Here is a 14,019-nt window from a genome sequence, read left to right on the forward strand (position 1 = left end):
GAGGTGCGCGTCAGTTGGAGTAATCCTTGGCTGCCAGCGGCTTGGTCTTCTCCCAATTCGCATCCGCCTTGGCGATCACCGCTTCCCCTTCTGGGTGGTCAAGCATTTCTGCTCCGGTCGGGTCCGATATAAAGTAAAGCTTCCCATCGATGATCCGCCAGGAATTTACTGGGTCGATGTTTTCGGACGCGTTGGCCCCAATGCCGACACCCAATGTGCAATACCCGCCGTATTGCGGAGCGTATTTGGTTGGGTCAGACTTAAACAGTTCGCGGTTCTCCGCGCTGTTGAAGTGCCATGGCGTGCCAAGCCAATCATATGCGAACTCACTTGATCCCTTTACCGCACGGCTTTCGGTGAAATAGGCAACAGTATCATAACCCTTGATTGCAACATCGCCGAAAGGCCCAGTGTTGATGGGCTCATCCGCCAGCGCACTCGTGGTCATGCCTGCAATAAACAGCCCGCTCATCAGAAGTCGAAAGTTCATTTTTTGACCTTACCTTATGTGCCTGCCTCCAAACACAGGCGGTGAAATTCCGGGCCGAAGGCATCAGGCGGGGGGCAAGTGGCTCCTTTCTGCTTCAGCAGCCCAACGATATCATAGTGTTTACGGAACATCGTTCGGATTAGAACCGAAAAGCCATCGTTATCGAGTGTCACAATATCCGCACCGTTGTCGAGCAGTAGCTCGATCATCTCGATATGACCCTCATCGGCCGCCATAAAGATGGGTGACTTTTCGGCCCTGTTGATGCGTCCATTCACGTCTGCGCCTTTGGCGAGAAGCAGCTGCGCTGTCTCAATCTTACCGCCGAAGGCAGCCGCGTGAAGTGGAGTGAAACCGCTGTGGTTACGCGCCATCACGTCAGCCCCTGCTTCGATCAGAGCCGCAGCGGTTTCGGTGTTTCCAGCCAACGAAGCAGCAATCAAGGGCGTAGCCTTGTTCGGCCCCCGCTCATCAACCGAGGTACCGCTTTCCAACAGAGCCTTAACGGTCGCTGTATCACCCTGCTTTGCAGCATCGAATAACTGACCTGCTTGAGCGGGCCCAAGTATAAAGAATACCGTTGTAAAGATGGCAATAATCCAACGCATGGATCTACCTCCCCTGTTTGAAGTCTACAATGAGCCGCTGTTGCGCGCAACGACGGCTTATTCGATGCGGTGTTGAAGACGGTTTCGATCGAGTGGGTTTAGTCCATGCAGCGGCCCCAGAGACAACGAGTGTTTTGTCCGCGATGGAGACGTAGTGCCTCCGAATTTCGCCGCAGCCTGCATGAATGTCGGGTCTTTAATCTGCGCGGCGACGCTCCGGTTAACGAGAAGTAATGCTGCAGCGGCGAGGTCTACTGGTCGAGAAGGTCTGCCTTGGGCTCGAAGCAGTCACCTGAGTCATTTTGTCAGATGACTGGTTTGGAACGCTAAGCCGCCATTGAGAGATCGCAATCAATCGGACATCAAATCCTCGATCTCCCTTTCCATCCGCACCAGATCGTTGATCGCCTTGCGCATTTCTTGCCATTCCCGCGTCCGCATGCCGTGCCTGTAAGCCGGGTTGGCTTTACCGGGGCCATGACCGCCGCGGGCACCGTGGAACCTGCACACCGTCCACCCTTTCACGGCCGGGCCTTTGCAGCGCTCTCCAGTTCGTTTTGATTTCGCAGTGCATCTCGGAGCTGCGTGCGCCCTGCTCATGGGGTTGTCGTCACTTTTCATGCGCGACCCTCCCCCTGGCCTCGACGTTTCCGACAATGGCCTGCCCGCCATCTTCGACGTTGACGTGCTGCACGGTGACTGTCTGCTTTCCGCCATTTCGGTATTTGCGCAAGGCTTCAACCTGAGACGTGTAGGTTCGGGCCAGTTTGTTGTACGCCCGTTCGTGCGCCTCGAACTGAGGGAGTTGCTCGGCATTCGCCATGCGGCCGCCTTGCCGGATCATTGCCACGTGCGTTGTTGCCATCTGCACCGCCAACATGCGCTCGACGCCGTCACGCGGCGCGATCTCTCTGACGATCGCAGGCATGAAGCCCCGCATGTCCTCTGATCCATCTTCAACTTCAGAAGGTTTGAGCGTTTTATAGGCCTGCAGGAACAAGCCCTCATTCACGGCAGGGCTGTCACTGCCAAAGATCTTGGTTAGGGCATCTTCCCCGTGCTGCGTCACATGCAATCCGCCGTCTTCGTCTTGGCGGAAGGTGAACAGATCGTGTTCAGGTCGTTTGTCTTTTTCAATTTCACTCATCGTCCATTCTCCAATGTTTGGCAAAAGTGACGGAAGTGACGCTTCTTCCTATGTGGGACGTATCTGAGAGTCTTTCGGAGTCTCGCGCGTACGTCGCATAAAGGGAAAAGCGTCACTTCCGTCACTTTCGTCACCCAAGCTTCAATTTGAGGTGCAGAAACCCGCGCCCGGTGTTGCGCCGCGTGGTGACAAATTGCCGGCTCTTCATCTCCTTTTGCAGCGTGCGTTGTGTCCAGGGCTGCAGTCCTTGCTGTTCGCACCACTGTCCGAAGCGATGATGCAAGGTACTGGTTGTGACGAAATTGCCCGTGTCGGCTGCGGTCTCGTCTTCGAGGAACTGGCCGAGAATGTCCTCGTCGTGGAAATACGCGTTGGATGCCGCGGTAATGCTGGCCGGTACGTCCAACCCACTCTTCTGCCATTGCAGCGCTCCGTCGATCGCCCACCGCAGAATGGCGGGCGCTTCTGCGCGCAGTTTATCCGGCAGCGTCTTATCGCGCTTTTCGGGCGGGATCGTCACAGTGAACGGCACCAGTGCGACCCGGGCGCGGATCGCTTCGTCGATACCTGCGAAGGATGGCATATTGTTTCCGGCAATGAAGAGCGTCAACTGCGGTTCGAAGTCGAGATAATCCTGCTTCATCAGGCGCGCCGTCAGCTTGTCGCCACCGGTCAAATCTTTGATTGTCGCTTCATCCCAGCTTTTACCCTTAGGCAGTTCGGAGCCGACGACGAGGCGCGCACCCTGCAAACCGGCAATACCAGTGGAGTGTTGCTCAAACTTGGAGTTGAGGAAGATCGACGCCGGAGCGCGACGCGCGTAGTCGCCGAAAAGATCGAAGAGCGTGTTGAGGAAGACAGATTTGCCGTTTCGACCGGTGCCGTAGAGAAACAACATCTTATGCTCGCTGGTCATGCCTGTCAGCGCGTAACCAGCCGCACGCTGTATGAAAGAGATCACTTCCGCGTCGCCATCAAAGACGTCACGCAAAAACTGCAACCAAAGCGACGGTTCTATACCGGCGGGAGCTGGTTCAACGGCGGTCTGTTTCGTGATCATGTCATCCCGGCGTGCTGCGCGCATTTCACCGGTGCGTAAGTCGACGGTTCCGCCCGGCGTGCCGAGTGTCCGTCATCGAATGATTTGGAACAGGGGCGTTTGATTGGTTTTGGTGGATCAGGCTCGCTGTAGTTTCTATCTACGCCGCGTTCTGATGATGCAGCAAGCGGCGTTTCTGGATTGTCTGGTGTTTGATTTCCTTTCTGCGTCTGAGGATTGTTTCGGCTCGACCGAAATAGACATCGGCGGGTGTCAGATTGCTGATGCTCTCGTGGTATCGGTTGTGGTTGTAGTGATCGATGAAGTTGCCGATGGCCTGTTCGAGCGCTCCTGGCAGATAGTAGTTTTCCAGCAGGACACGGTTCTTCATCGTCTGATGCCATCGCTCAATTTTGCCCTGGGTCTGCGGATGGTTGGGCGCTCCCCGAACATGATCCATACCCTGCTCATCCAGCCATTTCGCCAACTCGCCAGAGATGTAACTGCTGCCGTTGTCGCTGAGCAGCCGGGGCTTGTGGGCAACGGTGACACTGTCACAACCTGATGCAGCCAAAGCGTCTTCCAGCGTTCCTGTGACATCGTCAGCTTTCATCGTGGTGCAAAGGCGCCAAGAGACAACGTAACGGCTGTAATCATCCAGGATCGTAGACAGATAGAACCAGCCCCAACCAATGACTTTGAGATAGGTGAAGTCGGTCTGCCAAAGCTGGTTCGGCCGCACAGTCTTCTCATGGAATTCATCCGCCGCTTTGATGGTGATGCAGGCTGGGCTGGTGATCAGATCCTGTGCCTTCAGAAGCCTGTAAACACTGGCCTCAGAAACGAAGTAGCGCCTGGTGTCGGTGAACCGCACCGCAAGCTCGCGGGGCGATAACTCGGGTTCTTCCAGAGCCAGTTCCAAGATCTGCTTGCGCACCTTGTCGGGGATGCGGTTCCAAACCCTGCCTGGCCGGGAATGGCGATCCTCAAGCCCGGCCTCGCCGAAAGACAGATACCTGTCGTACCAGCGGTAGAAGGTCGTTCTGGGAATGCCGAGTTTTTCCAGTGTGCGTTTGATCGGCAGGTGCGAACCGTCAACCAGCCGGATGATCTCAAGCTTTTCGGATGCGGGATATCTCATTCGTCGTCTCCCCCATCCTCGAACATGCTTTTTTTGAGCAGCCGGTTCTCAAGGGTCAGGTCGGCGACTACCTCTTTCAGCGCCGACGATTCCGCTCTCAAATTTTTCACCTCAGAGCTGGTAGCCTGGCGTGCGGTATCGCCAGCCAACCGCTTCTTACCGGCCTCAAGGAACTCTTTCGACCAGCTATAATACAGGCTCGTAGCTATTCCTTCACGGCGACACAGCTCCGCTACGCTGTCTTCACCACGAAGCCCATCCAACACAATACGGATCTTCTCCTCTGCCGAATGCTGGCGCCGTGTCTTCCTGCGGATGTCTTTGACAACTCTCTCTGCTGACGCTTTCTGTTTCCCGGACTTCATTCTCATCTCCACTCTCTGATGGTTACGATGAGCCTGAAATCCTCCGCTACGCAATCAAACTAGTCTGTTCCATGGGTGCTGACAGCAGACACACTCCGACTATGAGGCGATTGCATGCCGCTTCGGGCGAGGTTCTACAGCAGGAACTGGCAGAGATAATTGCCGAGAAAGGGGTGTTTGCAGTTCCGCAGGGAGAGTTGCGTCGCATTTTTGCTGATACGCTGAAGGCCAACCCGAACAGAATTACTCACTTCATGAACGAATTGGGTTGGATACCCGACAGGGTTAAGTGGGGTGGTGTCGACTATGCCCGTGCTCTGTGGGTTCATCCTGACTATCGAGTGTCCAATGGTCGTGTGCTTGGACCAAACGGCTATGACCAATCTGTTGAGCCTGGAGAAGATGAGGTGGAGATCATCTGATGCGAACTCCATACTTCCGTGAACGAAGCCAATTGCAGGCTTGGTACGAAAACCTAATCGCCAACCATCACCAAGAAGCCAGTCAAAAAGTAGAGGAATTACTGAATGAAACTGAACAAGATGAGAACGGCTGCTGGGTCACGCCAACAGTTGAACCGAGAAAGCTACGACTCCGGGGGGAGCAAGACCGAGCTTACAGGTTCGTTTATTGCATCACCCACCGGCTTGCCGCCACCCGCGATCAGGTAATCCGCCACCGTTGCCATAACCGTCGCTGTATCAATCCCCGCCATCTGACCATCGGCGACCGGCGAGATAACCTTCAGGATGAGCGTGATCGGCAGGCGAATGGTGTCGATTGGGGTCTGCTTTAGCCCTGTGGCTATGCAAAACTCTCGGGTCAAAACACGCTAACCCGCTCCTCCCGTAAAGTGGGAGGGGCACCCCCGCAGAACCCGTTATAGTTGTTAACGGGTGGTTCGGGTGACTGGGGCATAAACGGGGGCATTTCTCTGGTATCGGTGACCCAAGCGCCTGTCGTTGTTCCATGTTCTGATGAGATGGCTGTGCTCGCAGTCTCCAGCTATCCAGTCTCGCGATTTCCCTGAGAACAGGGAAATTAACAGGGAAATTTCGAAAGCACATTCCTACGTCGGGGCAGGGGGTATTCTCTTGTACCAGAGCACTGTGTTCCGAATTGCGACCTCACCGCTTCATCGGCCGAATTCCTGTCTACTAGAACGCTCAAGGCACCGCTTTAGTCAACTCGAAAGAGAACGAGACTTGAGGACCTTCGCTGCGTTTGTCAACCAAATCGGGTTTCAAAATTGACTTGCGCCACCACATTTAGTATCGAACCTACGTGGCGGGATGCCCGGCCGAGGATTCGGTGTCTCGTTAAAACTGTGATGGACGACCTTTTTGGTATTCCCGTCTCGGCCTGGTCGACGCCCCATCGCGACTTTCCTGAAACTGGATTTCAAGGAGGGCGTGATGACGACCTATCCAAAGCCGGCGAGTCCGGAGCATTCAATCGCTAAGAAAAACGATCTGCTGCCCGAGTTGAGTATTGAAACCGTTGCGATCAACGATTTGCAGCAGGCAAAACGCAACGTTCGAAAACAGAGTAATCGGCAGATAGCCAAGTGCCGAGCGTCGATCAAGCGATATGGCTTGAATCGACCGATTTTGATTACAGCGGACAACGAAATCATCGACGGTCACGCGATCGTCGAAGCGGCCCGTCAACTGGGGCTGACGGACCTCCCGTGTATTCGAGTGGCGGATCTCACCGACTTAGAAGTTCGAGGCCTGAGAATTGCCCTGAACCAGATACAAACAACCGGCGAGTTTGACCTGCCCAAGCTGACTCTCGAACTGGCCTGCCAGCTCGAGTTCAACACGGATCTGACGGACCTTGGATTTGAACCGCCAGAACTTGATGGGCTGTTTGAGACGCTGCCTGAAGAGGGGAGCGATCCAGACCTCGCTGATCAGATCGCTTCCTCGATTCATTCTGCGTCCTCTGTCACTCAGGTCAATGATGTATGGCGGGCCGGAACGCACCTCATTGCGTGCGCCGATATGCGAAACACTGAACTTTTGTCGGAGCTGCTTGATGGAAAGGTGACCGACATCGTCTTTGCGGACCCTCCTTACAACACGAAGGTCAACGGTCACATCCGCGTCGGCAACTCAGGATTTGATGAATTTGCCGAAGCGTCAGGAGAGATGTCGATCGAAGAATTCATCCTGTTTCTGATTGCCTTTCTGAAGAGCGTGTTGTCCAGGCTGAAACCCGGTGGCTTGATATACTGTTGCATGGACTGGCGGCACGAGTGGGAACTCCACCAGGCGATCCAGGCGACGGGTCTCGAGCTGCTGAACAAATGCATTTGGGTGAAGCCAAATGGCGGGATGGGTTCGTTCTATCGCTCACGTTACGAAACGGTGTTTGTACTGAAGCAGCCTGGCGCTCCGCACACCAACAACGTTCAATTAGGTTCAAACGGTCGATATCGAACAAATGTCTGGGAATATGCTGGCGCCACAGGCGGTGGGGCGGATGAAGCAGACGACTTCACGTTGCATCCCACCGTCAAACCGGTTCGCCTCGTACAGGATGCCATCCTCGACGCGTCGGCCGTTGGGCAAATTGTTCTGGATCCATTTTTGGGGAGCGGGACAACGCTTCTGGCCGCAGAACGAACCAAACGTGTCTGTATTGGGTTGGAGATCTCGGCTGCTTACGTGGACGTAGCGATCCGCCGTTGGCAAGGGCTGACCGGCAACCAGGCAACTCTTCTAAAAACCGGCCAAACCTTTGCTGAGAGGGCCGCAGAACTTGCGGCCGAGACCGATAAGAGCGCCGAACCAATACCTCTGGAAAACGATACTGGAACGGAGGAACAGTTCTGATGACCAACGACAAGAACCGTTCCAACATTGGGTATGGCAACCCTCCAGATGCCCATAAGTTCAAGCCCGGTCAGAGTGGCAATCCTGGCGGGCGACCAAAGGGCTCAAAATCATGGAAAACCGTCATTGAGGCTGAGCTCAGCACGGAGATTGGCCTGAAGGAACAGGGCGTCGAATTGAAAGTTACCAAAATGGAGGCTTTCGCTAAACGCCTCGTGTCGGACGCCCTGGCAGGAAATCCCAAGGCTTTGGGCGAATTGCTCCGGCAGCTCAATAAGTACTTTGGCGATGTGACACCAGTCGAAGCAAAGGATTTGCCCGCCAGTGAAGCAGATGTGCGTCTGCTTCTCAAATACGCTGAGAAAGCAATAAAGACCAAGGTTCAAAACGGAGAGTCCGATGACCAATCCAACAAATTCTGAAGTCTACGCTCTTCTACGGTTAAGTTTTGTGGCCTTCGTAGAGAAGGTTTTTAGGACCTTGCTTAACGGACGGGAGATGCAAGACAACTGGCACATCCAAGCGATTTGTCATGCGCTCGGGCAAGTCCAAAAGGGAACCGAAAAACGTGTTATGATCAACATTCCTCCGCGGAGTCTGAAGTCGATCATCGTTTCCGTGGCATGGCCCGCCTTCTTGCTTGGGCACAATCCAGGACTGCAAATCTTTGTTGTTTCGCACAATCTCGATCTGGCGATCGGTCTTTCCAACAAATTCCGACAGATCGTGAATGCCGACTGGTACAAGGCCGCGTTCCCGACAATGTCTGGGGCACCACAAAAAGACAACGAGCGGATCTTCTTGACTGACGCTGGAGGCTTCAGAGAAGCCATTTCAGTCAACGGGGCTGTTATTGGGAAAGGAGCAGATATTTGCATTATGGACGACTTACTGGACGCATCGGAGGTTGCGACCGAAAACGGCTGTGCAAAGGTCAATAATTGGATCGATACTTCACTGTCCACGCGACTGAATGATCCGGCAAGCAGCGCAATGGTTCTTGTGATGCAGCGGCTGGCTATAAATGATCCGGCCGCACACCTACAAACCCAGGAAGATTGGAACTGTGTCACCCTGCCGGCAATCGCCGAGGAGGACCAAATTGTTCCCATCAGCGATGTCGAAGAATATCACTTCAACAAGGGCGAGCTTCTGGATGCGGCGCGGTTGCCAATGGATACCCTTGACGTTCAGAGGGCTAAGCTGGGTACGGCAAATTTCCTTGCTCAGTATCAACAACGCCCTGTTCCCCCGGGTGGCGGCGAGATCGATATAAGCCTCTTCCAGCGCTACAAAACCCTGCCAAAACTATATGATGTTCGGTTCCTGAGTGTTGACGCAGCTTCAAGCTGCCGGTCAGGGTCATACAGTGTCATTCAGGTCTGGCAAATGACGAACGGAAACGTCTATCTGGCGGACAATCAACGTGGATATTGGACCTTTCCGCAATTGACGAAACGTGTGGTTGATACTCAGACCCTTTGGAAAGCTAACTTCGTAGCGATAGAGCGTGCCAGCTCTGGTCTGGCCCTTATTGATGTCCTTTGGGAGCATTACCCTGACAATATTCGGCGTACTTTAGTGCAGGGGCTCAAACATAAAGGTTTGTCGAAGGAAGACCGGGCTGGCAAAGCCATGGTCCTCGTGGAACAAGGCTTGGTTCACATACCCCTTGAAACGCTCTGGCTAAATGATCTTTTAGCCGAGTTTAGCGCATTTCCTGCAGGGTCAAAAGATGATCAGGTGGACGCTTTCTCACACGCCATTGAATTTTTTCGCAAGCTGCTCGTGAGCCGCTTCAACCCGGAATACAGGGGGCGAGGGCGTGTTTTGAAATAGTGGTGATCTGTTCTTCTCGTGTGAAAACGAGCCTGGATACATGCTAGGCGTCAGAGGTCACGTTGACCGCTGAACGACAAAGGCAGCGTTTCTGAAAAGCGAAGGAGGGTGCAAATGGAAATCTCGTCGGAAGATCGCGAAAGGTTGCAGGCTCTGGCTGCATTTCTTCCAGTTGTTGAAGCTGAAAATTTTACCGCCGGAGAAATGGTGGTCCCTGCAGACACGCCCGACGGTGTCTCGCGATTTCCATACGCCGTACCCGAAGCAGAAGGAGAAGCAGTCATGAGCACACCTAAAGCCGAAGACCTTTCTGACCTGTCGGTGATTGGCGTCGACATCGGCAAGGACGTCTTTCATTTGGTTGGGTTCGATGCGGAGGGCACTCTGGTCCTGCGACGAAGGATCAAGCGTCTGGCGCTGAACGCCACCTTTGAAGCCTTGCCGAGATGCGTGATCGGGATGGAGGCGTGTCTCAGCGCGCATTTTGTCAGCCGAACGTTGCGAGGTTTGGGATTTGAACCGCGGATCATCCCGGCGATCTACGTGAGACCGTTCATCAAGGGGCAGAAGAATGACTACAACGACGTCGAAGCGATTGCCGAGGCCACGCTGCGACCGAACCTGAAGACGGTGACGGAGAAGAGCCAGGATCTCCGTCGACTGCAAAGCGGACAAAGCTGACCTTTTCAGCGCTTACTTCGATGCGAGGTTTCGGAAAATGATTGCGCAACGCAACAACAATGCCCGGACCTTGTACTTTACCAATCTGGAAAACGTGTCGTGACGTAGCTGGGGAGCCAGACTGAAAACAGCCGTTTCAGAGTGGATCTTAGTACAATGCCCACTGTTATTTTCGCGGGGCTTCCATCCATTGGAGAGTAGCCAATCGCTTGCCGTGTTTCGGTGATATTCCAGCGCATCCCCGGGTTATCTGACATTAGGTTCAGGACTGCGAAGGAAATATCCTTGGCATCTATTGCGGCGCGCATTCCGTTTAGAAAGTCCCGATCACTCAACCACATTTCCTGGCCCCACCGGCCCATCGCCATATGTGTGCCGGGTTGGTTGTCGTGAGTCCATTGTGTCCAGCCGATGCGCAAGCAGATGATCGACAGTCCGTGATGCTCAGCAAAGTAGGCCCCTGTCCGTTCACAGAACAGCTTTGACATGCCGTAGGCGTTTACTGGTCCTGGTGGTGTCGTGCTTTTAAGCACATCATGCGTGAACCTTTTGTCGCCGTGGACCCAGTTGGAACTGGCAAGTACTACTCGTCTGACGCCCATGGCCGCCGCATGGTGATAGAGGGAAAGCGTTGCATCCATATTGTGTTTGATCGCGGAGGCCCAAGTGGCGGAGGGCTCTCGGTCTCCGGCAAGATGCACGATAACGTCGACTCCCTTTAGCAAACTGACCCAACTGCTGTCTTCGGACAGGTCTGCTGTGTGAATGTCGGGATGATCAACGGGACGGATGTCGATGCCAGAGACGGTGTAATCGGTGTCGCTTTCTAGCGCGTTGAAGAGTTTGCGTCCGAGATGCCCGCCTGCGCCTGTAATCAAGACATGCATGACAGGAACTCCTTGTTGTTTGTGAGCCCCAATGGCATTTGGGTTGCATCTTCATCCGTCAAGACGCGGAACGTCTGCCGAAAACTCAGCGTTTCATTCGGTGCGAGCTTGCGTGCCGGGGAGTGCCACTCCGCTTCGCAATAGGCGTAGTCGGCTGAATTAAAGACCTCAAACGGATAGTCGTGTGCAAATTGATCGCCCTTTTGAGGTTCTGGTACCGAGCACATTAGCAACGGGGCATCAGCGCCGCACCGTATCAATGTACGACCGTTGGGGTTCGGTAGCCCGACCTTGAATTCCTGCTGTCTGTTGCAATCCAAGACAATGCCATTGCCGTGCGTAGTTATCATCCCTTCGGCAGAGCCAAAAATAGGATAAAATGCAGGGTCTTCCAATTCGACACCGACCTTGGTGGGGGTGTTAAGCATCATGACTGACCAAATGCCGGTCAGGCGCGAGGAGGTCCCATGGTTGACCACGATGTGTTCTATTTCCCAGCTTTCCGCGGAGGTCAGCGTGATGCGGCGCGACACTGACAATTGCGAGGTCGGGCATAATGCGCTGGTCATTTCGATACGAGTGCTGCTTCTTGAAGTGATCTGGTAAGAGCCGCTGTCCAACACGGGAAACGGAGCGCCGTTTACCCATGATGCATCCGGGGCGATCCAAGTCTTCTCGCCGCCCCAGAGCGGAAAACCAAATTGTGGAGAGCGTGTGGGCAGATCAGTAAGCTGGGTACTATCGACATCCAAACCGTTGAGATCCGCGTTTTGAAATAGGAGGGAGCGCCCTTGGAAGTTTACATCCCATAGGCGGCCCCCGATGCCGGGCAGGAGTGTCAGTTGCAGATCATTTTGCTGCAGGTGAAGAACGCTCCATCTGTCCGACATGTAACCCCCTCCTATCGGTTTCCCGGCGCGGTAGAATGCACCGGGACAATCGCTTAGGTGTGCTTGAACTGGACGACGTTCTCGGCAGTAATCGGCATAACCCCGGTTTCAACGCGCTCGGGTAGAGGATTGATGCCAGCCGCCTTCCAATCGGGCAAGACCTTCAGCGCGTCAGTGTTCTGCCAATGCATCATGTGGAAGGCGAGAAAGATCTCAAGATAGGATTTCTGAGCCACTGCGCCGTGAATTGTGCCGTCTTCGATATAGGGAAGCATATCATCATTTCGGTCCATCGCGACGATCTTGATGTCCTTTCGTCCCGCCTCATTGACTGCAATTGCCGCGCCTTTGCCGCTGTCGCCGTCCGTGCCGCCAATGCCAACAATATCAGGGTTCGCCTGAATTGCCTGAAGGTAGGCTGTCGGCGCATAGGACGGGTCGGCCTTGTCGTTGACGACGTCGACGACCTCGATATCTGGGTATTTCTCGGCAAAGATTTGTTTGTACCCTTCGACACGCTCCAATGTGGAAGGGGCAGGGAAAGTGCCGAGGATAACTTTGCCTTTACCGCCAATCGCTTGCGCCAGCATTTCGCCGCCGACTCGACCTGCCTGAACGCCGTTAATACCAAGGAATGTGGACCGGGGACTGTCGGGAATATCGCCAATACAACATGTGACTGGAATGCCAGCCTCCACCGCACGTTCAACGCCGGGTGCCAGAGTGGCTGGATCACCCGGGAAGATAAGGATGCCTGCGGGACGTCTTGCGATCAGTTCATCCAATTGGCGTGCTTGTGCGGCCGTGTCGAAATCCAACGGGCCCGTGAATGTGGCCTTGATGCCCATCAGTTCCTCAAGGTCTTCCATCGCATTTCGATAGTCCACCCAGAAAGGCACCTGCGTGACGATGGACAGGAACACATACTCCTTGCCGGCCGCTTGTGCCATGGCTTCTTTGGACAGCATGGGCAGTCCGAACGCTGCGGCCAATCCAGCGGTGGTGCCCGCTGTCAGCAGCCTGCGCCGATTCACATTCAATTCAGTCATCGTAGTCTCCCTGTTTTGGATCTTTGGTTGTTGTTGAGATTTGGAAAGCTTCGGGCTCAGCCCCGTTTGCTTCGGATCAGCATGTCCAAGGCGACCGCTGTAACGAGTACACCGCCGATGACGATCATCTGCCAGTAGATCGATACGGCCAGCATCGTCATGGTGTTGTTGATCAACGCGACGAAAACGACGCCGAGGAAAGCACCAAGAATAGTACCTTCCCCGCCGCGTAGGGATGCGCCACCGATGACAGCCGCAGCCAGAACCTGAAGTTCGATACCGTTGCCTGCCGTGGGCGTACCGCTCATCAGGCGGGACGCCAGCAATACACCCGCCAAAGCAGCCAGAATACCGGTCAGTGCGTACAGGATGATACGCACGCGTGTTACATGTATGCCTGACAACATCGCGGCCTTTTCATTGGCGCCGATGAAATAGACCTGACGGAAAAAGCGTGTATGGCGGACGGCTAGGTCAAACAGGACGACCAGCAGAATGGTGAACAAGACGATTACCGGAAAACCGCCTACGTCGGCCTTCCCGATCCAGGCAAATGATGCCGGCAGGCTTGAAACAGAAAAACCTTCGGTCAAGACAAGAGCGATGCCTCGCGCGATCGACATCGTGCCGAGGGTCGCGATAAGCGGATTGATCCCGAGTCCGGTCACCAGTAAACCGTTCACTACGCCGACAATTCCACCCAGCACTAATCCGCATACCACCGCAAGCGGAATTGGCATGCCAGTCAAAAGTAGCATGGCCACGACGGTAGAAGACAAAGCCATAACCGATCCAACGGAAAGATCGAACCCGCCGGATGCAAGTAGTATCGCCATACCGATCACGATGATCGCGGTGGGGGCCATGCCCACGGCCACGGCTCGAAAGTTCGAGAAGCTGAGGAAATAGGGATTAACGTTGGACATCACGATGATGATGGCGGCGATCAGAACGATCAGCGTCAGTTCACGAATATCGACAAAAGCTTGTAAAACACGGCGCAGCAGCGGACGCTTCATGGGCAAGTTGGCTTGAGCGGTCAT

General features: G+C 54.5%; 14 protein-coding genes and 2 pseudogenes. 6 read left to right on the forward strand and 10 right to left on the reverse strand.

The genetic code is table 11. The features are described from left to right. Positions 1–10 precede the first annotated feature (10 nt). The 6 genes and pseudogenes from GS630_RS11845 to GS630_RS11870 form a co-directional block, all read right to left on the reverse strand. Positions 11–490 carry a YHS domain-containing (seleno)protein gene (locus tag GS630_RS11845; RefSeq protein WP_171620504.1) on the reverse strand — a complete coding sequence of 160 codons (480 nt, stop codon included), beginning with the start codon at positions 488–490 and terminating at the stop codon, positions 11–13. 14 nt (positions 491–504) lie between these two features. Then, positions 505–1,098, reverse strand: a complete 594-nt coding sequence (locus tag GS630_RS11850; RefSeq protein ID WP_171620506.1) for an ankyrin repeat domain-containing protein — start codon at positions 1,096–1,098, stop codon at positions 505–507. A gap of 351 nt (positions 1,099–1,449) precedes the next feature. Continuing rightward, a complete protein-coding gene (locus tag GS630_RS11855) occupies positions 1,450–1,719 on the reverse strand; it encodes a hypothetical protein (RefSeq protein ID WP_171239094.1) in 270 nt (89 codons plus the stop codon). Continuing rightward, complete coding sequence (locus GS630_RS11860; RefSeq protein WP_171620508.1) at positions 1,709–2,245, reverse strand: hypothetical protein; 537 nt, start codon at positions 2,243–2,245, stop codon at positions 1,709–1,711. The genes GS630_RS11855 and GS630_RS11860 overlap by 11 nt, the downstream gene beginning before the upstream one ends. Before the next feature lie 130 nt (positions 2,246–2,375). Beyond that, positions 2,376–3,359, reverse strand: a pseudogene (locus GS630_RS11865) (phage/plasmid primase, P4 family); the annotation flags it as partial. Positions 3,360–3,444: 85 nt separating this feature from the next. Next, positions 3,445–4,796, reverse strand: a protein-coding gene (locus GS630_RS11870; protein ID WP_171620744.1) for an IS3 family transposase whose coding sequence is annotated in 2 segments (ribosomal slippage) — positions 3,445–4,460 and positions 4,460–4,796 — 1,353 coding nt in all. Because the reading frame shifts where the segments join, the coding sequence is not laid out codon by codon here. A gap of 95 nt (positions 4,797–4,891) precedes the next feature. Between GS630_RS11870 and GS630_RS11875 the strand changes: the two genes are divergently transcribed. The 6 genes and pseudogenes from GS630_RS11875 to GS630_RS11900 all read left to right on the forward strand — a co-directional run. After that, complete coding sequence (locus tag GS630_RS11875) at positions 4,892–5,212, forward strand: hypothetical protein (protein WP_171620510.1); 321 nt, start codon at positions 4,892–4,894, stop codon at positions 5,210–5,212. Then, positions 5,212–5,586, forward strand: a complete 375-nt coding sequence (locus GS630_RS22595) for a hypothetical protein (protein WP_371809129.1) — start codon at positions 5,212–5,214, stop codon at positions 5,584–5,586. Before GS630_RS11875 ends, GS630_RS22595 begins: the two co-directional genes overlap by 1 nt. A 619-nt stretch (positions 5,587–6,205) precedes the next feature. Further along, a complete protein-coding gene (locus GS630_RS11885; RefSeq protein ID WP_170614897.1) occupies positions 6,206–7,630 on the forward strand; it encodes a DNA methyltransferase in 1,425 nt (474 codons plus the stop codon). Then, complete coding sequence (locus GS630_RS11890) at positions 7,630–8,052, forward strand: DUF5681 domain-containing protein (RefSeq protein ID WP_170614896.1); 423 nt, start codon at positions 7,630–7,632, stop codon at positions 8,050–8,052. Before GS630_RS11885 ends, GS630_RS11890 begins: the two co-directional genes overlap by 1 nt. Continuing rightward, the gene (terL, locus tag GS630_RS11895; protein ID WP_170614895.1) at positions 8,030–9,469 is read left to right on the forward strand and encodes a phage terminase large subunit; all 1,440 of its coding nucleotides are present in this window, start codon (positions 8,030–8,032) and stop codon (positions 9,467–9,469) included. Before GS630_RS11890 ends, terL begins: the two co-directional genes overlap by 23 nt. Before the next feature lie 282 nt (positions 9,470–9,751). Next, positions 9,752–10,138: pseudogene (locus GS630_RS11900) on the forward strand (transposase); the annotation flags it as partial. Positions 10,139–10,227: 89 nt separating this feature from the next. Here the strand turns inward: GS630_RS11900 and GS630_RS11905 are convergent. The 4 genes from GS630_RS11905 to GS630_RS11920 are packed head-to-tail and all read right to left on the reverse strand — an operon-like array spanning position 10,228 to position 14,019. Then, entirely contained in the window at positions 10,228–11,037 is an 810-nt protein-coding gene (locus GS630_RS11905) for an NAD(P)-dependent oxidoreductase (protein WP_170614894.1), read from the reverse strand. Then, positions 11,025–11,927 (reverse strand): hypothetical protein, encoded by a 903-nt coding sequence (locus GS630_RS11910; RefSeq protein ID WP_170614893.1) that lies wholly within the window; start codon positions 11,925–11,927, stop codon positions 11,025–11,027. The genes GS630_RS11905 and GS630_RS11910 overlap by 13 nt, the downstream gene beginning before the upstream one ends. A gap of 53 nt (positions 11,928–11,980) precedes the next feature. Beyond that, positions 11,981–12,976: a substrate-binding domain-containing protein gene (locus GS630_RS11915; protein ID WP_010437236.1), complete on the reverse strand. Its 996-nt coding sequence runs from the start codon at positions 12,974–12,976 to the stop codon at positions 11,981–11,983. A 56-nt stretch (positions 12,977–13,032) separates the two neighbouring features. Beyond that, positions 13,033–14,019 (reverse strand): ABC transporter permease, encoded by a 987-nt coding sequence (locus tag GS630_RS11920; protein WP_216604511.1) that lies wholly within the window; start codon positions 14,017–14,019, stop codon positions 13,033–13,035.

Origin of the sequence: Ruegeria sp. HKCCD7303 (assembly GCF_013111185.1) — a bacterium.
Lineage (GTDB): Bacteria > Pseudomonadota > Alphaproteobacteria > Rhodobacterales > Rhodobacteraceae > Ruegeria.

Coding starts and splice junctions, on each gene's coding strand:
- GS630_RS11875 (WP_171620510.1), top strand. CDS start 4,892: ATGAGGCGATTGCATGCCGCTTCGGGCGAGGTTCTACAGCAGGAACTG.
- GS630_RS11905 (WP_170614894.1), bottom strand. CDS start 11,037: ATGCATGTCTTGATTACAGGCGCAGGCGGGCATCTCGGACGCAAACTC.
- GS630_RS11850 (WP_171620506.1), bottom strand. CDS start 1,098: ATGCGTTGGATTATTGCCATCTTTACAACGGTATTCTTTATACTTGGG.
- GS630_RS11845 (WP_171620504.1), bottom strand. CDS start 490: ATGAACTTTCGACTTCTGATGAGCGGGCTGTTTATTGCAGGCATGACC.
- GS630_RS11910 (WP_170614893.1), bottom strand. CDS start 11,927: ATGTCGGACAGATGGAGCGTTCTTCACCTGCAGCAAAATGATCTGCAA.
- GS630_RS11890 (WP_170614896.1), top strand. CDS start 7,630: ATGACCAACGACAAGAACCGTTCCAACATTGGGTATGGCAACCCTCCA.
- GS630_RS11915 (WP_010437236.1), bottom strand. CDS start 12,976: ATGACTGAATTGAATGTGAATCGGCGCAGGCTGCTGACAGCGGGCACC.
- terL (WP_170614895.1), top strand. CDS start 8,030: ATGACCAATCCAACAAATTCTGAAGTCTACGCTCTTCTACGGTTAAGT.
- GS630_RS11885 (WP_170614897.1), top strand. CDS start 6,206: ATGACGACCTATCCAAAGCCGGCGAGTCCGGAGCATTCAATCGCTAAG.
- GS630_RS22595 (WP_371809129.1), top strand. CDS start 5,212: ATGCGAACTCCATACTTCCGTGAACGAAGCCAATTGCAGGCTTGGTAC.
- GS630_RS11920 (WP_216604511.1), bottom strand. CDS start 14,019: ATGACCGCTCAAGCCAACTTGCCCATGAAGCGTCCGCTGCTGCGCCGT.
- GS630_RS11860 (WP_171620508.1), bottom strand. CDS start 2,245: ATGAGTGAAATTGAAAAAGACAAACGACCTGAACACGATCTGTTCACC.
- GS630_RS11855 (WP_171239094.1), bottom strand. CDS start 1,719: ATGAAAAGTGACGACAACCCCATGAGCAGGGCGCACGCAGCTCCGAGA.